Source organism: Schaalia sp. ZJ405 (assembly GCF_011038885.2).
In the GTDB taxonomy this organism is placed as follows: domain Bacteria; phylum Actinomycetota; class Actinomycetes; order Actinomycetales; family Actinomycetaceae; genus Pauljensenia.
This window is the reverse complement of record NZ_CP064952.1, coordinates 915,059-938,256: the sequence shown is the minus strand read 5'-3', so window position 1 is coordinate 938,256 and position 23,198 is coordinate 915,059. Positions and strand designations below refer to the sequence as shown.

At 56.8% G+C, this 23,198-nt stretch carries 15 protein-coding genes; 4 read left to right on the top strand and 11 right to left on the bottom strand.

The window, feature by feature from the left end; genetic code table 11:
- Positions 1 to 112 precede the first annotated feature (112 nt).
- Positions 113 to 1,126, top strand: coding sequence for a LacI family DNA-binding transcriptional regulator (locus G7Y41_RS03815; protein ID WP_165315131.1), 1,014 nt, complete (start codon positions 113 to 115; stop codon positions 1,124 to 1,126).
- Positions 1,127 to 1,279: 153 nt separating this feature from the next.
- Positions 1,280 to 2,023, top strand: coding sequence for a GntR family transcriptional regulator (locus G7Y41_RS03810; RefSeq protein ID WP_165218088.1), 744 nt, complete (start codon positions 1,280 to 1,282; stop codon positions 2,021 to 2,023).
- A gap of 68 nt (positions 2,024 to 2,091) precedes the next feature.
- Here the strand turns inward: G7Y41_RS03810 and G7Y41_RS03805 are convergent, their stop codons facing one another.
- The 7 genes from G7Y41_RS03805 to ileS form a co-directional block, all read right to left on the bottom strand.
- Positions 2,092 to 3,609 (bottom strand): xylulokinase, encoded by a 1,518-nt coding sequence (locus G7Y41_RS03805; RefSeq protein ID WP_165218090.1) that lies wholly within the window; start codon positions 3,607 to 3,609, stop codon positions 2,092 to 2,094.
- A 15-nt stretch (positions 3,610 to 3,624) separates the two neighbouring features.
- Positions 3,625 to 4,317, bottom strand: coding sequence for a deoxyribose-phosphate aldolase (gene deoC / locus G7Y41_RS03800; protein ID WP_165315132.1), 693 nt, complete (start codon positions 4,315 to 4,317; stop codon positions 3,625 to 3,627).
- Between the two features lie 139 nt (positions 4,318 to 4,456).
- Positions 4,457 to 5,782: a transaldolase family protein gene (locus G7Y41_RS03795; protein ID WP_196819545.1), complete on the bottom strand. Its 1,326-nt coding sequence runs from the start codon at positions 5,780 to 5,782 to the stop codon at positions 4,457 to 4,459.
- Positions 5,783 to 6,257: 475 nt separating this feature from the next.
- Entirely contained in the window at positions 6,258 to 8,843 is a 2,586-nt protein-coding gene (locus G7Y41_RS03790; protein WP_165315133.1) for a GDSL-type esterase/lipase family protein, read from the bottom strand.
- Positions 8,844 to 8,845: 2 nt separating this feature from the next.
- A complete protein-coding gene (locus G7Y41_RS03785; RefSeq protein ID WP_165315134.1) occupies positions 8,846 to 9,337 on the bottom strand; it encodes a hypothetical protein in 492 nt (163 codons plus the stop codon).
- A 54-nt stretch (positions 9,338 to 9,391) separates the two neighbouring features.
- Positions 9,392 to 10,717: an MFS transporter gene (locus tag G7Y41_RS03780; RefSeq protein ID WP_165315135.1), complete on the bottom strand. Its 1,326-nt coding sequence runs from the start codon at positions 10,715 to 10,717 to the stop codon at positions 9,392 to 9,394.
- A 305-nt stretch (positions 10,718 to 11,022) separates the two neighbouring features.
- Complete coding sequence (gene ileS / locus G7Y41_RS03775) at positions 11,023 to 14,328, bottom strand: isoleucine--tRNA ligase (RefSeq protein WP_165315150.1); 3,306 nt, start codon at positions 14,326 to 14,328, stop codon at positions 11,023 to 11,025.
- Positions 14,329 to 14,846: 518 nt separating this feature from the next.
- On the opposite strand from ileS, the gene G7Y41_RS03770 reads away from it, so the two are divergent.
- Positions 14,847 to 15,674, top strand: a complete 828-nt coding sequence (locus tag G7Y41_RS03770) for an aldo/keto reductase (RefSeq protein WP_165315136.1) — start codon at positions 14,847 to 14,849, stop codon at positions 15,672 to 15,674.
- A gap of 142 nt (positions 15,675 to 15,816) precedes the next feature.
- On the opposite strand, the gene G7Y41_RS03765 is transcribed toward G7Y41_RS03770, so the two are convergent.
- The 4 genes from G7Y41_RS03765 to glpA all read right to left on the bottom strand — a co-directional run bounded on the left by G7Y41_RS03765 (position 15,817) and on the right by glpA (position 20,754).
- Positions 15,817 to 16,563 (bottom strand): SDR family oxidoreductase, encoded by a 747-nt coding sequence (locus G7Y41_RS03765; RefSeq protein WP_165315137.1) that lies wholly within the window; start codon positions 16,561 to 16,563, stop codon positions 15,817 to 15,819.
- Between the two features lie 125 nt (positions 16,564 to 16,688).
- Entirely contained in the window at positions 16,689 to 17,939 is a 1,251-nt protein-coding gene (locus G7Y41_RS03760) for an anaerobic glycerol-3-phosphate dehydrogenase subunit C (RefSeq protein WP_165218107.1), read from the bottom strand.
- Positions 17,936 to 19,171 carry a glycerol-3-phosphate dehydrogenase subunit GlpB gene (glpB, locus tag G7Y41_RS03755; protein ID WP_165315138.1) on the bottom strand — a complete coding sequence of 412 codons (1,236 nt, stop codon included), beginning with the start codon at positions 19,169 to 19,171 and terminating at the stop codon, positions 17,936 to 17,938. Before glpB ends, G7Y41_RS03760 begins: the two co-directional genes overlap by 4 nt.
- Positions 19,171 to 20,754, bottom strand: a complete 1,584-nt coding sequence (gene glpA, locus G7Y41_RS03750) for an anaerobic glycerol-3-phosphate dehydrogenase subunit GlpA (protein ID WP_165218111.1) — start codon at positions 20,752 to 20,754, stop codon at positions 19,171 to 19,173. Before glpA ends, glpB begins: the two co-directional genes overlap by 1 nt.
- 336 nt (positions 20,755 to 21,090) lie before the next feature.
- Between glpA and G7Y41_RS03745 the strand changes: the two genes are divergently transcribed.
- The gene (locus G7Y41_RS03745; protein ID WP_165315139.1) at positions 21,091 to 23,133 is read left to right on the top strand and encodes a M13 family metallopeptidase; all 2,043 of its coding nucleotides are present in this window, start codon (positions 21,091 to 21,093) and stop codon (positions 23,131 to 23,133) included.
- Positions 23,134 to 23,198: the final 65 nt, after the last annotated feature.

Here is a 23,198-nt window from a genome sequence, read left to right as displayed (position 1 = left end):
ATACGTATGCGTCTTGCACAAGCATACCCGGGGTCGGTCTGCATTCCCCGAGTCGCATGGTGATGGAGCTAAAGTAAAATGACACAGAACACGTTGTCAAGAGCGGAGAGCGATGAAAGACAAAAAGCCGACAAGTCGTGATGTTGCACGCCGTGCCGGTGTTTCTCAGACAACCGTGTCCTACGTGATGAGCGGCCGGCGTGCGGTTGCCCCTCAGACCGAGGAACGCGTCCTCAAAGCGATGGAGCAACTGGGATACCAGCCTAACTTCGGAGCCAGGGCCTTGAAGTCCAATCGATCCAACGTGATCGGCGTCGTGATTCCGCACCACTCAGGTGCCGACCCTGCTTCCCAGAACCAGTTCCTTGTTGCCCTCACATCCGAAGCACGGCGGCACAACTACGACCTCCTCCTCGTGACCGATGACGAAGGCACCGAAGGACTGCGCCGCACCATTGACACCGCCCTGTGCGACGGTCTACTCATCATGGAAGTCCTCAGCAACGACCCACGCGCCCAGATGGTTGCCGACGCTCAGACCCCTGCCGTGTTCGTTGGAATTCCCGATGCTCATACTCCAGTCATCGCCATTGACGCCGATTACGTATGGGCTGGTCAACAGGCGGTAAGAACATTGAGCAAGCGCGGTCACCGCTCGATCACTTTCCTCGTTCCCGGTGATGAAACCCTGCGCGATCTGAACTTCATCGAGAGATTCCGTCAAGGAGTTTTCTCGGAGGCCAACGAGCAGCGAATCCATGTTGATGAGCATCGGGTGTACACCTCGTATGAACACACCCTCGACCATCTGGCCGGGTTAAACACCCGCAGAGGGGACGCTCTGCTGTTAGCGCCAGGTGTTCCCACCGATGACTGGTGCAATGCGTTGGACTCTATCGGGCTGACACCGGGTAGTCATGTCAGCCTCTTAGCTAGCTCATGGGATCCCATGCGATCGCATACTCTGATGCACCCCTCCTACTTCGACATGCGGATGGGGGAACTGACGCATCAAACGGTTACTTTGCTCCTGCAACGCATCCACACAGAAGCTCCGATCCAGCCCGACCACACCCTCGTTAAACCGGACTTCCACGAGGGAGAAACCCTGATGAATCAACACTAAAGGTTTTGTGTAAGCGCACATCGATCGCACCAATTCGGCCCCAAGTTGTTCGCCCTGCTCTCAGCGCGCAGCGCCACAATAGACAGCGAAACCACAGGAGATCCGTTTCCGATAGACTCTGTACAACAGCTTTCTGAAGTACTGGGAGTTCTCATGAAATTTGGACCACTGGACCGAGACTCTTCAATTCCGCTTTACGCACAGATTGAAGATACGTTCCGTCAGTTGATTCAGTCGGGAGAGCTTTCTTCAGGAGATCGTTTACCCTCAGAAAATGCGCTCACAGAAATGTTCGGTGTTTCCCGAATGACTCTTCGAGGAGTGCTCAACAGCCTCGTTGATGACGGTTTCTTTTATCGAGTCCCAGGAAAGGGAACGTACGTCGCAGAGACGAAAATTGCTGCCCTCTCACCCGCGTATCAGGGAATCAGAGAACAGCTTGAGCACATGGGATATAAAATTCGGACCGAACTTGTCCGTATGGACACAACACTTCCGTCAAGGACGGTCCGCGATGGACTTGGAATCACCCATTCTGTTCCCGTTCACGAAATCGTCCGGCGGCGCTTCATTGATGAAGCTCCGGTGAGTATCCATCGCTCGTTCATTCCTGTGCACCTCGCACCAGAGCTCAACACATTCGATCTACTCAATGACCAGTTGTGCGTCATCCTCGAACGCGAATACGGGCTGCGAGCAGCGAAGACACACGAACAACTTGAGGCCGTTGGTGCAACACCCGAAGAAGCAAAGTTTCTTGGTCTCAAGACTGCGTCTCCACTTCTCTTACTTGAGGACCAGATCTACACCGACCACAATCAAGCCTTCGAGTACTCAAAAATTCTCTTCCGCGGAGACCGAATGAAACTTCATTTTGACTACGGTCACACGAAGTGACGATCCCCAACCAGTATGCGGGAGCGCCGCAAGCGGCGCTCCCGCATCACTACTCGATTGTTGTCCTCCTAGAACACCGTGCTTGCTAGTCCCTCGTAGGTATTGACGAAGCGCTCGAATGCTTCGTCGTATGCTTGCGCGTTGTCAGGGTTCGGCTCGAAGCGACCAACAACCGCAACCGCACGATCAGCGGCTGCTTGGCACGACTCATAGAGTCCTGCACCTACACCCGCATACATCGCCGCTCCCAGGCATCCAGCCTCTGAGGTCCGAAGGATCTCAATGGGGCGTTGGAAAATATCTGCCAGCATCTGTGACCAGAAAGCTGATTTTGCTGCGCCTCCAACAAGACGAATTGTTCCGATCTCAATCCCCGCGGCCGCCTGAGCATTGAGGATGTCACGCATCTCAAATGACACTCCTTCAAGAACCGCACGTGCGATATCCGTCTTTTTCGTCGCGAGCGTCATCCCTGAGAAATTCGCCCTCGCATCTGGATTTTGGCGAGCACCGGAAGCTCCACCAAGATACGGCAGGAACGTCACCCCATGTGCCCCGATAGGAGCCTTCTGCGCTTGGGTGGTGATGATGTCATAGGGATCGAGGTCTGCCACGCGTCCGGCAATTTGCTCTGCCTCGCAGAAGGTATCGCGGTACCACCTAAATGACGAGGCCGAGGTATTCGAGAATGCCTCAATTGTCCAATTCCCCATACCGTGATTCGGCTTGACCACGAGTTTGCGTTGAGGATCCCGCAGCGGTTCATCCATCACGACGTAGCATGAACCAAACGTTCCCATGACCATCACGCAGTCACCACCGCGGACGGCGCCTCCACCAAAGGTCGAACAGTTTTGGTCATGCGCTCCCAAACACAGGAGTGTCTTCTCACTCAGTCCGGTCTTACGAGCAATGTCCGCGCTGATCGTGCCAATCGGAGTTCCAGGTTGCGCCACAACCTGAGCGCGCCGTGAAATGGGAATACCGACGAGGTCATGGATCGCTTCTGACCACTGCATCGTGTCAACATCCAGCATCCCTTCGCGGGATGCAGATGACAAGTCCGTCCAGTACTCTCGCGCTCCCCATTCCTTCATGAGGAACTCTTGTTCTGAGAGGAACCACGCAGTCCTCGCCCAGTTCTGCGGCTCATGTTCTTTGAGCCATACCCATTTCGGAGCTGCGGAATTTGTCCCGAGCGGATCGCCGCTTTCGCGATAGAACTTCTCAGCTCCGTAACTTTCACGCAGCCGTGGAATATACGGGGCACCCCTGAGATCTTGCCAGGAGACAAAGGGCCGAACTAATTCCCCGTTGTGGTCCACCATTGCCAGAAGTGGTGCTTGGGATGAGAAAGAAAGCGCACGGATTTCTTCAGCCGGAACCCCAGATGCTTCAACCGCAGCGCGACATGAGTCGATCAGCGGAGGGATGATGTCGTCGTAGGTCTGTTCGACTAGTCCAGGTCCAGGGTAGACACAGGGATATTCACGGTAGTCCTGACCGAGGATATGTCCATCAAGGTCAAAAACGATGGTTTTGCAGCCCGTTGTTCCCGCATCGATACCAATCAAATAATCAGCCATTGGTCTCACCCTCTCCTAGTTCTCGGCACAGTAGTCGGCGTACTGACGGACGAGTTTTGCTGCGGAGCGAGTGCCGATGAGGGAGACACCAAGTTTGTCGATCATCCACAGGGTTGCCGGCATGGTGAACGTCCGCGGCACACCAGAAACTTTGAGTTTCGTTGACTCATTGGTGATCGAATCTCTCATGATTTTCACTTGAGCTTCTGTGGGGAAGCCTTCAGATCCCGTAGCAGTCTTGACATAGTCCACGCCGGCATCACAACAGATGCGTGTGAGACGCTGAATCTCATCATCGGTCAAGAAACACACCTCATAGATGACTTTGGAAATCGCAACACCGTGAGTTCTCTCCACGAGTCCTTCGATTTCTTTGGCGATATAGGCATCATCTCCTTCTTTAAGCCGACCGATATTGACCACCATATCGACTGCGGTTGCACCGCATTCGAGTCCCTCATCAATCTCCGCGAATTTCATCGCAGTCGATGTGCAACCGTAAGGGAACGAGATCGCCGTCCCCACACGCACCTGTGATCCGTGAAGTTCCTGCGCGACAACTGGTGTCCACATCGAGTTGGTGTAGCACGCGGCGACACCGGCTTCGCGAGCAGCGCGAGCATGACCTCGGATGTCCTCCTCGGTTGAACTCTGTAGGTGCAGCGCCATATCAAAGTGCTGCGCATATTCTTCGACTGTCAGATTCATGGTTTTTCTCCTGGCTCCATTGCCGTTGAGTACTGAATACTGTGGGTACTACATTCCGGATAGGTAGAATTTTTAACAACGGTGTCAAAGCTCCCTAAATCCGGAAGAATTGTGTTTCCTCAGCCCGAATCGCTGATGCTTATTTTTGTCCTGCCGCCGCGTTCATAAATCGACGTTGATAGCTCACAACCTGGTTCGCTGACGTAAAACGAGCAAGGTACTGCGGCTCGGCGGTAATAATGATTCGATGCGCCATATCGGCGAACTCTGGCTCCATCACCAAGCGATCAATATCGGGGTAGTTGTAGTCGCCTTCCATCGAACAGATGATCAGACGCGTGTCAGGCAGATGAGAGTTTCTTAGAGCTCGCAACGAATGACGCACCGCATCGAGTCCGTCTCCCACCGCACCGGAGTCATTCACGCCTCTGACATGAAGAAGAGCTGTGGCCTGGTCAAGCACAGACATCAGATCACACGAATGTGCACCGTCAGGAAGCAGGTCCACTTCCATCATGTACGACCGAAGATCCTTGAGGAAGGCACGATCTCCCGTAGCCTCAAAGGCCCTCATGAGACCATAAATCCGCTCCGTTTGCATTTTTCTGTGTCGGATAAACGAATTGATAAAATATGGGCGTGCTTGCAGAGCCATCTGAGTCTGATACGGCTCAAACATCAACGTGAAGTTCACCTTGTAGCCGTCCTGCGCAAGTCGTAATGCAAGATTGTGCCCACGCAACCGGTCCTCAGTTGTTCCTTCACCGTACGGCGTGCTGAGTCGCTTGTCTCCCATGAGAAGCTGCTCAACATTCGTTGCATTAACTGGACCAGTATGAGGAACTTTCACGACGAGTCGCCAAGGTGTCAAAATTTCCTTGAACCTCTCAACCTCCTCAATAATGCGCGAATAATCCATTTCAAATGGGTTATTCAGTTCAACTGAAATATCGCAACCTGGGCCAAGAATATCTCCGAGTTCCTGAATCACCTCGTCACGATTCTTAAATTTTCCACCGACATTCGCCGAGGGGTCATTAAGAAAGAGATCATAGATAATTCCGGGGTTACACGTGAGGTTCGACAAGAAAGGTGCAATAGGAGCCACCTCATACGGATTTGCCGAATCCGCCGAGTACAGAACCTTTGTCGGCCGTTTCAAGGAGTCAACGTCACAGCTAATGTCTCTGACGAGGTCGACGGTGAGTTCATTCCCCTCAAATTTCAACATCCGCCGAAAACCAGCTGGAGTATGTCCGGACCGAGTTGGGAAAGCCTCGAGAATTTTCTTGAATTCTTGAGACACCCCAATCCCCTTGGCTCGCTCCTGAATATGCCTGAACACCTGTTCACTGATCGGAGTATCGAGCACACGCTCAACATGAGCATCCTGACCAGTCGCAACTGGCAAACCACAGTCACGGAGAGTGAACATCACGTCAGCAACTTGAGATTCTGCAATCATTCGTACACCTTCCACCACATCGCCCAGCCTCTTTGCTGAGTCGATCCACCCACACTACTAGACCCGTCTATACCAGTCTAGCGTTTTAGATATTTTGGTGTTTTTCGGAGTTTCTCGCTGCCGCGCATGCACCACATGACGCGCTGACAACTATCGGCACTGACGTAGTCAAACTCCCGCATCAGCCAGTATGAGTACGAATGCTGAGCTGGCAGGACGACGTGAAAGGCTAACTTTCGGCGCACATCGGCGCATCGGCAGATCGGTAGATCACGCATCGGCACATCGGCGAATCCACAGATCGGCAGATCAATGCTCGAACAACAGCACGTGTCATTCAACCAGGATGCATGCAGGTCACGAAGTAGGCATCGTCCTCGTCAATCTGATGAGTCTGTATCATTGCGCTCAATACAGTGCGGGGCATGAAGGTCTCTCTTCATGCCCCGCACTGCGATATCAGACAACACAACGCCTACGCGCTCTGCCGCTTCCTCTTCGCACAAAGCGCAACGCCTAAGAGGAAAGTGGGAAGTGCGGTGCCCCAGATCAACACGGGTTCCATACCGGTGACGGCAAGGCTCTGTGCTGTGGTTTTCCGCACCTTCGGCGTCACAGCCGTCGATTTAGTGGAGCTGGGTGCGTTTGGAGTCTTCGCATCAGACCGAGGATCGGGAGCATCCGGGGCCTTCTTCCCAGGCCCAGGCTCGGTTGCATCCGGAGCCTCCGCATCAGGCTTGGGCTCAGTTGCATCCGGACTCTCTGCATCGGGCTTAGACTCAGTTGTATCCGGAGCCTCCACATCGGGCTTGGGCTCGGTTACGTCCGGAGTCTCCACATCGGGTCCAGGCTCGGTGGTATCCGGCTGCGCGAGGACCTCAAATGTCATCTCAGCATGATGCCCATTCTCAATCGAAGCGACAACTCGATGCCGTCCTGTCGGGAAGTCCTTCGGAACAGTCCATTCCAACGTTGCCTTTCCGTTAGCACCGACGTGAGCAGTTCCGGCAACGATCGGCTCGGAGTAAACAGTGAAGGTCACATCCTGCCCGCTTGCGAAGCCGAGTGCGGTGAAAGAGATCGTCGATCCGACTTCGGCTTTGAGCGTCGAGACAGTCACGCTGGTGTCAGGCAGTGGCGCCGGGTCGGGGTCACCGTAAGGGAAGTCATCGCATACATCACCGATCCCATCACCATCGGAGTCCATCTGATCCTCATTACGATCCGCAGGACAGTTATCGACGGCGTCATCGATGAGATCACCATCGCGCGTCACAACGAGCGGTGCGGTAGCTGTCGCAGTCTTCCCGTAACTATCGGTCACGCGCAGAGTGATCGTCGCGTTGGTGGGCGCGTCGAAACGAGCGGCGTGAATCGGGTTGGCGGCGACTCCGCCGTCCGATGTGCTCGTGACCTCAAAGGTGCCATCACCGTCGAGATCCCATTCGTAGGAGACAATGGGGCCCTCAGCGGCGAATGAACCGGAAGCGTCAAACTCAACATCCTCGCCGATCTTCGCTGGAGGAATAGTTGAAACCTTAGCCGTCGGTTCCTCGACAATGAGGGGTTTGAGTGTCTGCGCCGTCGTGACGTGCCCGCCTGTGTTCAGAGCGAGATTCTTCACTGACTCATCAACGTTCTCATCGGGGTCAATGACGAAGAACTCAACGACATCGGCAGAAAATGCGTGACGAAGCAGCTGATCCCAGTCGGGTGTCGAATCGTGGTCAAGTTCCGCGTCACCGAGCAGCATGACGACCTTCCGGGCAGCGGCATTCCACGGACTCGCAACAGCCGTTTCAAGAGCGTTGTATGTCGACAGACCACCACCAGCTTCGCTTCTCGTTGTGACCGCTTCCAGGGCATTGAACAATTCGTCGACACTGGAGAAAAAGACGCCGTTATTCGTCACTGTTTCACCGGAATCACCGGAGTTACGGAATGTGAGTAAACCGAACCTTGCGTTCTTTCCACCTTCAGCGGCTTTTTGTGCAACTTCGGTACTGATGCGGCGGATTTGTTTCTTCAGATCGTCGAGGGATTCTTTTGTCGCCTCGGAGTCCTCGAGGGCGAAAACAACATCGACATCCCTTGAGAACGATCGAATGGTACGAACAGAATCTGGAATTCCCACCTTCTCCTGAAGGAGCTGACCAATCTGCTCATGACCGGTGATGTTGGGATGGTACCAGTAGGACGTTTCTTTCAGAGCCGTTCCCTGAGATACCGTTTTCCCGTCCGGACCTATCTTTCCTTCAGTCTCAAGAAATTCATTGATCCAACGGATCGGATTGTTCTTATACGGATCCGGATCAGGTTCATGTCCCGCGAAGAGTACCTCAACGGGAATATATGTCAGACCAACATTGTTGTGCTGAGTACGATCCCATTCATCCGCGAGATGTTGCTGCCCCACGGTCGCATTCTGTCCGAACTTGCGGATCTCCTGGGCAGCCGGATAGGGGTCACCCCAGAACCAGGGTTTCAACGTCCATTGGGTATTCTCAATGCTGAGCAGAGGGTAGCCAACGAGGACGATCTGAGCACCTGGCCTGATTTTATCTGCAACTTTCCCCAGCAGGTCTTTCATTTGTTCGACGACCCGCGGAAACTCATCATTTGCATGCTTTATCGCTTTTTTACACGAGTCGATACTGGACACGACGGGGGCGAAACATGCTCGCACGATGTCCTCGAATTGGATGTCATTGCCACCAATCGTCAACATGACGACATCGGAATCCGGATCGAGGGCCGGAAGCTGTGTATCACGAACGTTCTGGATCACAGCGCCTGAGTGAGCGTAGTTACGAATCGTCGTGTGAACGCCTTGACGATTCAACCAATTTGCGTAGGTGTGTCCCCAATTTCGAGTCGACCTCAGTGAATCTTTGGGACCGTAATAGGAGCCAGCTCCATTACCAGCTGTGTACGAATCCCCGATAAGAGACATCGTGAGATATTTCCCTGAGTCATCGGCATGCGCAGCCGGAATAAGAGCTGCCGTGACAAGAAAAGCGGCGACGATGCCACTCAAAAGTTTTCTGAACTTAGCTTTCATTGTTAGAGATATTGCATGCGGACTCGAAGAGCAACCGAAGAATCATCGGAGCGCTCAGACTCGCCGCTCATCCTTTCTGTAGTCTTCAGCTCGGTGTTTTGCCCCGCTGTCACTGTCATGAACAAAGTTTGTCCGCTGTCATCCATGCGGCGCGCGCACCACAGGAAATCAGGGGAACATTCGTCATCGATCGCCCATCCTTCGCTCAATGCTTGACGGTGCAACCGTTGCGAGAGATCGTCAACACTTGAGGTACCCCCAGAGCCGGGAACTGCGGAAATCTGCGCTTCAACCCACTGAGGGTGGAGTTTTCCAAAGAGCGACTGATGCTCAGAGCGATCAACGATTCGACTAACAAAGTCTGCATCATCAGAAACAATCATCTGCTCCGACAGGTAGGACATCGTATCGGAAGTCCCCCAGAAGTCTTTCCGGCGTCCCCATTCCCATATCCCCCACGATGAGGCAAGAAGAACAATCACTGTAACGATCACAGTGATACGTCCCCACGAGGTCGCTCGTCTCCCTCGTCTCTCCATGCCCGCCTACTATCCCTGTTCCGCAGCAGTTTCGGTGACCGACGACTCCTGAGGAGGCGTCTGCATACGCTTGACCACGGGGACCAGGAGAAGAGCACAGACTGCTCCGACAACTCCGACTGCTGCCATGCACAAGAAGATGATGCGGAATGCTCCTGTCGGATTCTCCGGCATCGAGTCCAGGATCGCACCGTTGATTGGCATGGCCCAGAGAATACATGCGAATCCAATGAAGGAATTCACCGACATTGCAGACCCAAGAAGCGATGTCGGCAGATGCAATTCGGCGACTGGGGCCTGCTGAATCGCTTTGCCCATTGCGATGGAGAACGCGAAGAGGGACATCCCGATGGCGGCTGTGACCCATCCAATCGAATCGGACACCAGTGCAAGCACAACGAGGACGGTTGCTGCTAGTCCAAGGGAGAGAGCAAGCGTCTTCGCCGAAGAGTGGAAGACCTTATCTGCGATGATTCCTCCGACGAGGGCGCCGCTGAGACCAACAACGAATGCGCTGACAGTCGTGTACAGCGACGCCGTGTTCTGTTCGACGGAGTGGACTCGGGTAAGGTACGGCGTGATGTAGATCGCGGTCATATAGACCCAATAGACACACATCCCGGTGAGGCCGGCGAGCCATACCGCCGGAATCTTGAGGGTCGCAATCAATCCACGGAATGCTTCTTTACCTCCGACTTCTTCACTCCCACTTGTCACGTCTCCTTCATTCTGCGGATCCGCAGGAACGAAGCGATGAACAAGGTAGGCCATCGGGAGCGCCAGACAGGCGTAGACGATCATGCCGGTTCTGAAAACGAGCATTGTTCCGCCGAGCACCGCCATGACGCCGATGAGGACTCCGTTGAGCATGGCTTCACCGCCGGCACGCAGCGCGGTGAGTAGGCCAAGACCCATTCCTTTATTCTGACGCCCAGAGAAGAGGACGACACCTTTGACAACCGCCGGCCAGAAGATCGCGTCGAGGACACCCCATGTCAACGCAATGGCGAACATGACGGGGAACGGAGGAACACAGAGGATGAGGATCAGACTTGTGATGCAGCGATAGATCAGTCCGCCGATTAAAACGGTTCGAGTGTTGAATCGATTGTTCACCCATCCGGCGGGAACATAGAAGAGTACGGCGACGCCAAGAGCGGTGAAGAGAAGGCCGAATTGCGTATCAGTCAGCCCGTAGTATTGAACGAGGCGCTCGTAGAAGGGCATCTTGAAGGACTCAAATGCCGAATAGATCAGCTGCCCCGAGAAAACCACGCTGAAGAACGCAGCGATCTGCTGCTTCGACTCAAAACCATTGCGCTGTAAGAAGTTCAACGCTACTCCGTTCGCATCATCACGACATAGAGGTCCGGAGCTGACCACGATGAAGCGAATCAGCGCTGGAGACCGAGAGATTCCCTCATCTCTGAAGGATGTCGAGATACTAGCAAATGCTGTGATCAGAGCGAGGAACTCTCCCCTTTACCCGTGAAAAATGGACGGATTTGCAGAGCTTGAACACATACTGAGAAATTAATGCAGTATCCGGCGGAAGGAACCGGGGTGTGCGCCCAGTGAATACCTGAGCGCACACCCCGCGTACCTCGCCTATCACTCACGATGTCATCGTGACGACGACCCTATTTCTTCGCAACGGTAATGACAGGAGTCTCTCCCGCATCAGCGTCCAGCGCTTGAACATCGAGCTCCACAGTCAGAGTCTCACGCGTCAGCATCTCGCGATTAACCTCGACGGCTTGACGTCGATCAGCCGGCACAGCAACCGTCAACACAATCCGATCCGCGATGTGCAGGCCAGCGTTCTTACGTTCGTCTTGGACGGCGCGGATCAGATCACGAACATAACCCTCAGCCTCAAGCTCGGGAGTCAGCTCCGTATCGAGAACAACGTAGGCGCCAGATGGTAGAACGTCGGCCACCTGGCCCTCGGGAGCGTTCACCGAGGTCGCCACGGAAAATTGCTCTCCCGTAAGAACGACGGGTGAACCATCAACAACCACGGTCGCGAACACGCATGAGCCGTCCTCGCCAACCTCCCACTCCCCTGACTTCTGCGCCTTGAACAGCTGTGACGTCATCTTCCGGATCGTCGGATCAAAGGCGCGCGGGTTCAGGGACAGTTCGGTTGTCACCGTCAACCCCGAATCCTCCGGCGTCACAAGGGACACGTTCTTCACATTGACTTCGGACGCGATGAGATCCGCAAAGGGAACCAGCGCTGCACACCGCGAGGACACAACCGTCATCGAGGCCAACGGCTGACGCACACGCAGCTGGTGTTGCTTGCGCAGAGCGTGGGCCGATGACACAACGTCACGCACCTCGTCCATTGCAGACACCAGCGCATCATCGGCCAGGGTGTCAGGAAGCGCCGGGTAGTCAGCAAGGTGAACGGACTCGCCACCTGTCAGGCCCTTCCAGATTTCCTCACTGAGCAGCGGAAGCAGAGGTGCCACACACTCCGAGAAACGCACCAGAACGGTGTAGAGCGTGTCAAAAGCGGCGTCGTCCTCGTCCCAGAAACGCTGACGCTGGGTACGCACGTACCAGTTCGTCAGCATGTCGAGATAGTCGCGAACCTTCTCGCACGCACCCGCAATGTCGTACACATCGAGCAGACGCGTCAGGTCCTCTCCCAGCTGGCGCGTGTGAGCGAGCAAGTAGCGATCCATCTCCGGCAAAGCCGACACGACCGCAGCATCCTCACAGTTCACAAACTTCGCCTCGTACCCCGCTCCTTGGTTCGCCGCACCTGCGTAGAGCGTGAAGAAGTAGTACGTGTTCCAGATCGGCAGCAGCACCTGGCGAACCGTGTCGCGAATGCCGGCGTCGGTGACAATGAGGTTACCTCCACGCACAACCGGCGAAGACATGAGGAACCACCGCATCGCATCCGACCCGTAGGAGTCAAACACCGCGTTGACATCTGGGTAGTTGCGCAGTGATTTACTCATCTTGCGCCCATCGTCCCCCAGGACGATGCCGTGGGAGACAACACTGCGGAACGCCGGTCGATCGAAGAGCGCGGTGGCCAAGACGTGCAGCGTGTAGAACCATCCGCGGGTCTGCCCGATGTACTCGACGATGAAGTCACCCGGATAGTGGGACTCGAACCATTCCTGATTCTCGAAGGGATAATGCACCTGCGCATAGGGCATGGACCCGGACTCGAACCAACAGTCGAGGACGTCGGAAATACGACGCATCATCGACTTGCCCGTGGGGTCGTCCGGGTTTGGACGCACAAGCGTGTCAATGAACGGGCGATGCAGGTCCTTGACCTCAACACCGAAGTCTTTCTCCAGGTCAGCGATGGACCCGTAGACATCAGTGCGCGGATAGTTCGGGTCATCACTGACCCACACGGGAATCGGCGCACCCCAGAAGCGGTTACGGGAAATCGACCAGTCGCGCGCACCTTCAAGCCACTTGCCGAAAATCCCTTCCTTCGTGTGCTCAGGCACCCAGGTGATCTCCTGGTTCAGCTCAACCATGCGGTCACGGATCGCTGTGACCTTAACGAACCACGAGGACACAGCCTTGTAGATCAGGGGTTTGCGGCAGCGCCAGCAGTGCGGGTAGGAGTGGACGTAGGACTTCTGCTGGACGAGAACGGCGCGGACATTGTCCGCGCGGCGACCCATCGGACCGGTGCCGTCACGCAGGTCGACAATGATCGGCTTGTTCGCATCGAACACTTGGAGGCCCTCGTAGTCGGGAACTTCGGAGGTGAAGCAGCCGCCGTCGTCAACGGGCAGAACCGGGTTGATGCCCGCTTCCTGACAGACAAACATGTCGTCCTCACCAAAGGCCGGCGCGATATGGACAAGGCCTGTGCCGTCCTCGGTTGTCACGTAGTCGCCAGAGATGATCGTCCAGCCGTTCGGGCCGGGTGCAGCACCTTCGGCGCGATGCTCGGCGTCATCGAAGTAGCCAAAGATCGGATGGTAGCGGCGGCCTACAAGTTCCGTGCCCTTGAAACGTCCAACAACGTTGACGTTTCCGTCCTCGTCACCACCGAGTTCCTTGAGATACGCCGATACCCGGGCCTCGCCGAGGACGACGTTCTCCCCTGCCAAAGGTGAGTCGACATCCTCGTCCACGTGAACAACGACGTAGTCAATGTCGGGACCAGCGGCAACGGCCTCGTTTGAGGGCAGCGTCCACGGAGTTGTCGTCCAGATGAGCACCAGCTCACAGGTGTCAGCTCCCGGAAGCAGCGGCTCCTCCAAGCGCATACCAACGGTCACCGTGTTGTCTTGACGGTCCTGGTAGACGTCGTCATCCATCTTCAATTCGTGGTTCGACAGCGGTGTGCGGTCGTGCCAGCAGTAGGGCAGGACGCGGTAGCCCTGATACGCCAGGCCCTTGTCCCACAGGGTCTTAAATGCCCAGATCACCGACTCCATATAGTCGAGGTTGAGGGTCTTATAGTCGTTGTCGAAATCCACCCAGCGGGCCTGACGAGTGACGTACTCTTCCCACTCTTTCGTGTAGCGCAGAACGGAGGTACGGCACGCTTCGTTGAATGCTGCAATACCGAGGCCGCCCTCGCGGGTGATCTCCGTGACATCGTCAATGCCGAGTTCACGCTGGGCTTCAAGCTCAGCAGGTAGGCCGTGCGTATCCCACCCGAAGCGACGCTCAACATGGAACCCCTGCATCGTCTTGTATCGGCCAACAATGTCCTTGACGTAGCCGGTGAGCAGGTGACCGTAGTGCGGGAGACCATTAGCGAAAGGAGGGCCATCGTAGAAGACGAATTCGTCTTGACCGTCGGGTCCTTGAGGGCGATTCGCAATGGATTGACGGAAGGTGTCATTAGCGGCCCAAAAGGCCAGTGTCTCGCCCTCCATCTGCGGGAAGGACGGGCTGGGATCCACCTCAGTGTCGCGGTGGCGGGGGTAGAAACCGTGCTTCGTCATGGTGTCCTCGTCTCGACGTGTCACAGGGACGAGGACCGGCGACGCCGGGACCCGCGGTACCACCCCGCTTGCCCCAATGACATTCATTCCCCGCTGACTCACGCTGCTTAGGGTGCGTGTCTCGGCGGTTCAACGAACGCAGCTGGGGCCGCTTCGTTTTGGCTATGACGGGCTCCCCGTCCGGGTCTAGTAAGGCACTCTCCCACGCTTGCGACGAGCCGCAATACGCCAGCGATATTCCTGTTCTTCCGGAAGCTCCCCGGTGATACCTCGTGGCGACCTCGTGGGTGTTGACGAGCCGGATCACAGCCGCAACGAGTGTAACGCACCTTCGCCAGGTCGGGCCCGAGGTGAACACAAAATAGGTCCGTGCTTTTGGCCTCACCCGGGCACCACCTGTGAGTGCGCTCCCCTATATTCGCTGATCGTGCAGGCGTACACACTGCACAAGAGGCGCGGCAAGGGGACACTAGAGGGGATGCGCACGACGCGCATGACGGCGACACAAAGGAGATCCCATGACCGTCCCCAACGTCACCTTGAACAACGGCGTCACCATGCCTCAGCTGGGATACGGCGTCTTCCAGATCCCAAACGAGGACACCACCCAGGCGGTGAAGGCCGCCCTAGAGACCGGTTACCGCGGGATTGACACCGCCGCAATCTACGGCAACGAAGAAGGCGTTGGCCGCGCGGTCGCCGAATCCGACCTGAATCGAGAAGACCTGTTCATCACGTCAAAACTGTGGGTTGATTCCTTTGACTACGACGATGCTCTGCGGGCATTCGACGATTCACTAGCAAAACTCGGCACCGATTACCTGGATCTCTACCTCATTCATTGGCCGGTTCCGACGCAAGGCAAATACCCCGAAGCCTGGCGCGCACTTGAGCACCTGTACGCCGAGGGACGCGTCCGCGCCGTCGGAGTGTCGAACTTCCAGCCCGAACACCTCGCTCGCTTGGCATCAGACTCTGACCTTGTTCCCGCAGTGAACCAGGTGGAACTACACCCCACCTTTGCGAATACTGCCGTTGAAGAAGCGAACACCGCCAGCGGCATCTTCACCGAGGCGTGGGGGCCGTTGGGCCAGGGGGCAATTTTCACAAATCCCTATCTCGCAGACATTGCTGCGCAGGTGGGGCGAAGTGTCGCGCAGGTCGTCATCCGTTGGCACATGCAGCAGGGCCGCATCGTTATTCCCAAGACCGTGAATCCGAAGCGCATGGAGGAGAATTTCACCGTCTTCGACTTTGAGCTCACCGACGACCACATGACCGCGATCAATGCTCTGGACACCGGCGTACGTGGAGGCGCAGATCCGGAGACTTTCGAGGGAAAGTAGGGGCATTTCAAGGCGGCCAGTGTCAGAGGGTTCATCTCCGACCTGGCCGCTTCCGGGCATCAATCACCTGCGGCCCCAATTGAGACCACGAATCTCACCTCTACGTGGCCTCTTTCGCATACAATTGTGCGTCCGCGACGTCCTACTTCCTCCGCGCTACCACGGTGTTCGTTGCCTGGGCAACGGGTCGCATGATCATCGAATCAATGTTGACATGGGAAGGCCGAGTGAGCGTCCAGACGATGGCGTCGGCAATATCTTCGGCGACGAGAGGTTCAGCCACGCCCTCGTACACCTTGTCGGCCGCTTCCTGGGAACCCAGCCGATTGAGTGAAAACTCCGGCGTCTTGACCATGCCGGGTGCAATCTCGATGATGCGCACGGGCTCGCCAACGAGTTCTTGTCGCAGAGTGTTAGCGATGATGCGTTCGGCATGCTTCGCCGCAACATATCCGCCTCCACCGGGGTAGGTATCGTGTGCGGCGGTTGATGTGAGGAACACGAGGTCTCCCCCGCGTTCACGCATCCCCGGGAGGAACGCACGCGAGCACAGCAGCGCCGTCATGACGTTGCGTTCATACATTCCGCGCCACCGCTGGGGGTCTGCCTCGGCAACGGAATCCACCCCGAGTGCGCCTCCCGCATTGTTGACCAGCGCATCGACGGGACCGTCAGCCAAGATGCGCTCCGCTGCGCGCGTTACCTGAGCCTCATCACTGAGGTCGGCAGCAATGTACGTGCACCCTGTTTCATTGGCGAGGACGACCAGGCGCTCCTCGCGCCTGGCGAGCGCAACAACATCCCATCCCTGGGCTCGCAGACGGCGCACTGTGGCCTCTCCGATTCCTGTTGAAGCTCCGGTAACAACTGCGCGGCGTGTGTTCGTCATGGCATTTATGGTATCTGCTCCTCTCCTTTGCGCCCTGATCGTGAGACACCGAAGCCCGCGTCCCCTCGACACGGAAAACGCGGGCTTCGAGTGCCGCCGATGTTCAGATCGACGGTAGCGGCTGATCAGTGCAGACCATAGGCCCGGTGGATCAGCCAGATCGGGTGGACAACATTCGCGCCGGTCGCGGTGCGTAGCTGCCAACGACATGTTTCTGTGTCACAGGCGGCAAGTTCCACGTTGACCTGCTTGATGAAGTCGAATACCGGCTTGCCCACGGCCTGAGCAATGTCGTATTTCTCTTTCTTCATGCCGTAGGTACCGGCGATACCGCAGCACGGCTGGTTTGATTCCTTGACGGTGACACCGGGAATCAGCTCCATGAGTTCCACAGCGGGAAGACCCAGGCCCTGGGATTTGAGCTGGCAGGGAGCGTGATACGGGATTGTCACATCGAGACGCTGGAAGTTGAGATCCAATTCGCCTCGATCATGCAGATGCATAAGGAATTCACAGATATCCCACATCCGTGAGCCGACATCTTCAAGCTCAGGGGTGTCCATCTCAAGGATTTCCTTCGCTTCGTGGCGAAGCATGCCGGCGCAGGAACCGGACGCCGAGATAATCGGAGCGTTACGGTTCGCTTTGCGCAGGTCGTTCGTCAGTTTCGAGACGTATTTGCGGGATTCGTCGTAGAGGCCATTGGATTGCAGCGCCAGACCACAGCAGCCGTGCTTGGGAACGAGGACTTCGTATCCCAGGTATTCCAGGACCTGCACGGAGTGAATCGATGTTTCAACCTCGAAGTACTGGCCGGCGCATCCGTGGAAGAAAATGACCTGCCCTTTCGTGCCAGACTGCGGCAGCGGCGTGTGTTTCTTGAACCATCCCTCGAAGGTTCGTCCAGCGGCCCTGGGCATCGGGGCGCTGCGGTGCACACCGATGACTTTCTCCATGATCGTTCGGATTGGCTTAACGTCGAGCGCCCAGTTCGCAATGGGTGCGACGGGGGTCATGACAGTGCCAATAAAACCGGTGCGACCAATGAGCTGATCGCGGAACGGAATGCCCTTTTTCTTCTTCATATCGGTGCGGGCATGGTGGATCATTTCGGTGACCTTGACACCCTGAGGACACACGAGGGTGCAGGTGCCGCACGAGGAGCAGTAATCAATGGACTTATCAACGACCACTCCGTCCTTGCGATAACGCTCGGACTGGGGACCGGAGTACTTCGGCCCGGGGAACAGGTCGGTAACCCGCATGACGGGGCACTGGGTTTCACAGATCGTGCACTTGACGCAGGCATCCAGCGAGGACCGCAGCCCAAAGTCCTCATCCGCCAAATTGAGGACAGACATTTCTTCGATGGTCATGCGATTCCCTCCAAAATGTGGTCAGCTGCGCGCAGAGCCGAGGCCAGGGCGATGCCTTCGCCGGACTTTTCGCGCCAACGTGTCGCTCCAGCGAGGTTTCCTCCCGCGACGTACAGGTTCGAGTAAACGGGCTTCTGATCATCTCCGACGGGACGCATCGAGTGGTCAACGGCGAGACCCGACAGGAAGAGAGGCTGATCCTCTCCCCAGAAATCCCCGTGAAGCAGCTGCCCGTTGGCGTGCAGAACAGGCAGGTTGAAGATCGTTTCATGGACCTTCATGTAGGAGTCGATCTCCAGTGCCCCCGACTCAAAACCGCCGGCGGCAAGGATGACGTTCGTCGTGTCAATTGTTGTTGCATGGCCCGCGGTGGAGATCGTCACGGAAACCACGCGGTCCCCGTCTTTCACCCAGCCGATCACCGGTGAGCCAATGATGAACCGTGTCTCATGCTTGGCCAGTTCGGTGAGCACCTGGTTGAGGCGCATCCCGGGGATCGATGGCGGTTGCAGTGGGATCTCGAAGATCGGGTGCCCGATCCTTTCCTGGAGGTCTTTCCATGCGGTGAGGTCATTGAGACCAAGCACGCCTGGGAGTCCAACGACCTCGTCCTCGCCAATGAGGGGCTTGAGTGCCTCGGCGAGTCGCCCGCGGGTCTGCTCATTGTCGAGGGCGCGCGCGTGATTTGTTGGACTGGTGTCCACTTCACCGGCGCGGATCTCAAAGTCGAGGCTCGCTGAACGTGCGGTCATTCCCTGACGCGTGAGATTCTCAGCGACGAGTGCCGGGTAGAAATCTTTGAGTCGGTCAAGACCGATGATCACGTATTTCTTCGAGGCGTCAGGAATCCCAGCTGACATTGAGGGTTGGTACAGACTTGTTGGACGCAGCGCACCCACAGCGGTGGGGAGCGTGACGTTCGCGTGGGCGTCACCAACGAGAAGGTCGGTGCCAACGACGTCTTTAAGCCATTCGACGCTGGATGCCACATCCTCGGCGTCAAAATGTGCGTACGGGTGTGTGGGACGTGAGGCAACGTGTTCCTTCAGTGCGTCCAGGGGCGCGTCGATACGCCGGTCGGAGGAATAGCCGAGGACGTCGACGGTCCCCTGCCCCAGTTGCAGGCCACCGATACCTTTCGTCACGATCGTCACTCGTGCACCGCCGCGCGCGAGGCGCAGGCCCGCAGCAAGGCCTGCAAGACCCGCTCCAATGACTACTGCGTCTCTCATCAGAGGATCTCCTTTTCTGGAACGGGAAGGTGTTCAACGTCGAGTGTGCCTTCGTGGACCCAGTTGTCGAGGGCGGCTTGGCGCGCTTGCTTCCCGTAGAGGATCGGCCACAGTCCGATCCACCGGTTCTTGAGGAACAGTTTGAGCAGGCCGTTAGCCTTTTCCGAATCGATGGAGCCGCGTTCGTGTGCAATGCCGGTGGCGCGTTGGGAGCAGAAACCTCCCTGACACGGGCCCATGCCCAGGCGAACCTGGCGGCGGACGTCGTCGAGCTGACTATTGGGCAGCGCGTCCATTGTTTTTTCAAGCATCGTGCGGGTGACTAGTTCACACTCGCAGATCACCTGGTCATGACTGGGAGATTCGTTGTGTTTCTCAAGGTCATCGAGGCGGTGACCAATCGTGTAGAGCTTGCGGTCTTCAGCAGCAGGAACAGCTTCCTGCGCGGTACGGCACTCGCGTTTGTCTCCCATTTCATCGCACATGATGTCCACGATGCGTTCAGCCATCAGACGGTACGTTGTCAATTTGCCGCCCGCGATGGACAGCAAGCCCTTGACTCCGTCACGGGAATGGTGATCAACCACCGTCATCCCGCGGGCCATGTGGCGCGTATCAGCGGCATCAACGCGGGAATCTTTAATGAGAGGACGCGCCCCGGCCCATGCGTGGAGGGCGCGAGCCTTGCGGAACCCGGGAACCATTGCTTCACCGGCGTCAAGCATCTGCTGTACCTGATCGGCGGGGATGGAGAGCTTGTCGGGATCCTCCGCTTTGAGGTCGGTCGTACCGATGATGCACACGGGGTGGTCGGGAACGAGGATGTCGCCGTCAGCCGGCCAGATGCAGCGGTTGAGCACCGTGTGCGACAGGCGGTAGTTCATTGCAATCATGATTCCAGCGCCCGGGACAACGTCAACGCCGTGGCATCCGGCCATCGCAGCGATTTGACCGGCCCAGGGACCGCCGCAATTGAGGACAAACTGACATTCGATGCGCAGATCTTCGCCGCCGCGCAGATCGTGGACGATGACCGCTGTTACCTGGTTGTCACTGTGCTCAATCTGGGTGACACGATGGTAGGTCAAGACCTGCGCTCCGTATGCTTCGGCGGAGCGAATTGCCCCCCAGGTCATCTGCCAACCGTCAACGGAGCCATCGAGCACCTCGAAGGCGCGCTTGATACGAGGATCGAGGCGCGGTTCACGCTTGAGGGCTTCGGCGATGGAGATTTCCTGAGCAGGAACTTTCGCGGCGGCCGCGCGCGCAAGGAACTGGTCGGCGTATTCTTCGTCGTCTTGAGCAGTGACCACGAAAAGCCCGCCGGTATCTTCAACGGCGTTGGCGTTAATTTTTTTAACGATGGTGTTTTCTTCAGCGCATTCGGTTGCTGACTCCGGGTCGGATGCAATGTAGCGACCACCGGAGTGAAGCAGTCCGTGGAACCGGCCCGACGTTCCCTGCGCAATGTCTGCGCGATCAACGAGGACCGTCTTGAATCCGCGCATCGCAACATCGCGTACAACACCCGCGCCGGTTGATCCACCTCCAATGACCACGACGTCTGTTTGTATGGTTCTCACCGTCGCATCGCCTCCGTATCCACGTTGATCGGCCTTTCATGGCCCCATTGCCTGCACTTATAGTGCCCCGGAAGACCCCTGATGACCGAATGCACCACGCCATCTGCACATATGTGCACACATCGATGCTTCTGACGTAAAATTCGCAGAATAGCGCCGCGAAATCACCATTGATGAGCGAATTAGCACCCGTTCGTTTTGTCTAATTCCCGTGCCTCGTGCCGATCAGCAAACATCTCAGAGATCGACGCCCATCACAGGTGCCAATGCTCACCAAGCGTTGAAGCCGGCACGTCCTCGTCCCCATGCCACGTCCAACACCCTAGGCTGGCACACATGACTGATACTCTTCGCGCCCGCGTCCTCGACACCGCAAACGTTGACGACTCGATCCGCCCCCAGGATGACTTCTACCGCTTCGTCAACGGACGATGGCTGGCTACGCACGAAATTCCCGCAGATCGCCCCGTTGACGGAGCCTTCCACGCGCTGCGTGACCTCTCGGAGGAACGAGGACGAGAACTGGCCGAAGCAGCGCTCGCGGGCACACTTGACGACCCGGATGCCGAAAAAATTGCGATCCTCTACTCACAGTTCATGGATGAGGAGGCAATTAACGAGGCCGGAGCCACTCCCATTCACGCCGACCTTGACGCAATCACATCCGTGACAAATAAAACGGAGCTCGCACGACTGGCTGGGCGTCTCGCCCGCGAGGGAATTGGCTCACTCTTCGGCGTCTATGTTGGCACCAATGCCCACGACTCCACCGCCTACATGACATCAATCGTCCAAAGCGGCATCGGTCTTCCCGATGAGTCCTATTACCGTGAAGATCAGTACGCCGACATCCGCGACGCCTACGTCGACTACTGCGCGACACTTCTGGAACTCGCTCAATACGTCGAGCCCGACACAGCGAAAGATGCTGCGCAGCGGGTCATGGCCGTGGAAACAACCTTCGCGTCTTTCCATCGCGACTCCGTGACCAACCGCGACCCGCTTCTGTCCGACAACCCGATCCTGCGTGGAAAACTTGCCGAAACCTACCCCGGATTCGCCTGGGATGAATGGGCACCCCAGTTGGGATTGCCAAGTGACCCCGATCTTCTCCTCAACATCGACCAGCCCGAATTCGTTGAGAAAGCAAGTGCAGCCTGGGAAGACGCTGACCTCGAAGACCTCAAATTGTGGCTCGCCTGCTCACTCATTGACGCACGAGCCTCGCTCCTATCGAATGACTTTGTTGATACGCGTTTCAACTTCCACGGTCGCATCCTCTCGGGAACCCAGGAACTTCGCCCCCGATGGAAGCGCGCCCTCGGATTGGTCGAAGGATTCCTCGGTGAGTCCCTGGGCCGCGCGTGGGTTGCCAAACATTTTCCGCCCTCGTCAAAAGAACGCATGGACCAGCTGGTTGCTGCACTGCTGGCAGCATACGAACAGTCGATCCGTTCGCTTGACTGGATGAGCGATGAAACGAAGGAACGTGCGCTCGACAAGCTCTCAACCTTTAACCCAAAGATCGGTTACCCCGTCAAATGGCGTGACATGTCCGGCCTCAATCTGTCCGCCGATCACACGCTGGTTGACAACATCCGACACGCCATCGCTTTCGACACCGAATACGAGTGGGCGAAACTTGACCGCCCCGTGGACCGCGACGAATGGTTCATGACTCCCCAGACGGTCAACGCCTACTACAACCCACCGATGAATGAGATCGTCTTCCCCGCGGCCATTCTTCAACCCCCGTTCTTTGATGCTCAGGCCGACGACGCCGTGAACTTCGGAGCGATCGGCGCGGTTATCGGTCATGAAATCGGGCACGGCTTCGACGACCAGGGATCACGCTTCGATGCGCAAGGAAACCTGGAGAACTGGTGGACACCCGAAGATCGCGCTCGCTTCGAAAGCCGCACGTCCGTCCTCGTCAAGCAATATGACGCACTGGTCCCCGCTGACCTTGCACAACAGTCCCAGACCTCACAACAGGACAATTCAGGGGACGAGGACGAGCTCCCCCACGTCAACGGAGCTTTGACGATCGGAGAGAACATCGGTGACCTCGGTGGCCTCTCGATCGCATGGAAAGCATGGGAGGCAACCCTCGCTGAGCAGGGACTCACTGTGGAGACAGCTCCTATTATTGACGGACTCTCAGGGGCTGAGCGGTTCTTCTACGCATGGGCTCGCGCGTGGAAAACAGCATCACGCCCCCAATTCGCGCGTCAGATGCTCGCTATTGACCCCCACTCCCCCGCGGAATTCAGGTGCAATCAGGTGCTGCGTAACCTCGACGCATTCGTGAGAACCTTCGACGTGCACGAGGGCGATGGAATGTGGTTGGACCCCCTCAAACGCGTCTCCATCTGGTAACACGCCGCACGCACCGCCGGGTAATGTGTGCACCACGAGGGACAACGTGCGAAAATCACAACACA

Coding starts and splice junctions, on each gene's coding strand:
- G7Y41_RS03770 (WP_165315136.1), top strand. CDS start 14,847: ATGACCGTCCCCAACGTCACCTTGAACAACGGCGTCACCATGCCTCAG.
- G7Y41_RS03765 (WP_165315137.1), bottom strand. CDS start 16,563: ATGACGAACACACGCCGCGCAGTTGTTACCGGAGCTTCAACAGGAATC.
- G7Y41_RS03815 (WP_165315131.1), top strand. CDS start 113: ATGAAAGACAAAAAGCCGACAAGTCGTGATGTTGCACGCCGTGCCGGT.
- G7Y41_RS03745 (WP_165315139.1), top strand. CDS start 21,091: ATGACTGATACTCTTCGCGCCCGCGTCCTCGACACCGCAAACGTTGAC.
- glpB (WP_165315138.1), bottom strand. CDS start 19,171: ATGAGAGACGCAGTAGTCATTGGAGCGGGTCTTGCAGGCCTTGCTGCG.
- deoC (WP_165315132.1), bottom strand. CDS start 4,317: ATGAATCTGACAGTCGAAGAATATGCGCAGCACTTTGATATGGCGCTG.
- G7Y41_RS03795 (WP_196819545.1), bottom strand. CDS start 5,782: ATGATTGCAGAATCTCAAGTTGCTGACGTGATGTTCACTCTCCGTGAC.
- G7Y41_RS03810 (WP_165218088.1), top strand. CDS start 1,280: ATGAAATTTGGACCACTGGACCGAGACTCTTCAATTCCGCTTTACGCA.
- G7Y41_RS03790 (WP_165315133.1), bottom strand. CDS start 8,843: ATGAAAGCTAAGTTCAGAAAACTTTTGAGTGGCATCGTCGCCGCTTTT.
- G7Y41_RS03760 (WP_165218107.1), bottom strand. CDS start 17,939: ATGACCATCGAAGAAATGTCTGTCCTCAATTTGGCGGATGAGGACTTT.
- G7Y41_RS03805 (WP_165218090.1), bottom strand. CDS start 3,609: ATGGCTGATTATTTGATTGGTATCGATGCGGGAACAACGGGCTGCAAA.
- ileS (WP_165315150.1), bottom strand. CDS start 14,328: ATGACGAAGCACGGTTTCTACCCCCGCCACCGCGACACTGAGGTGGAT.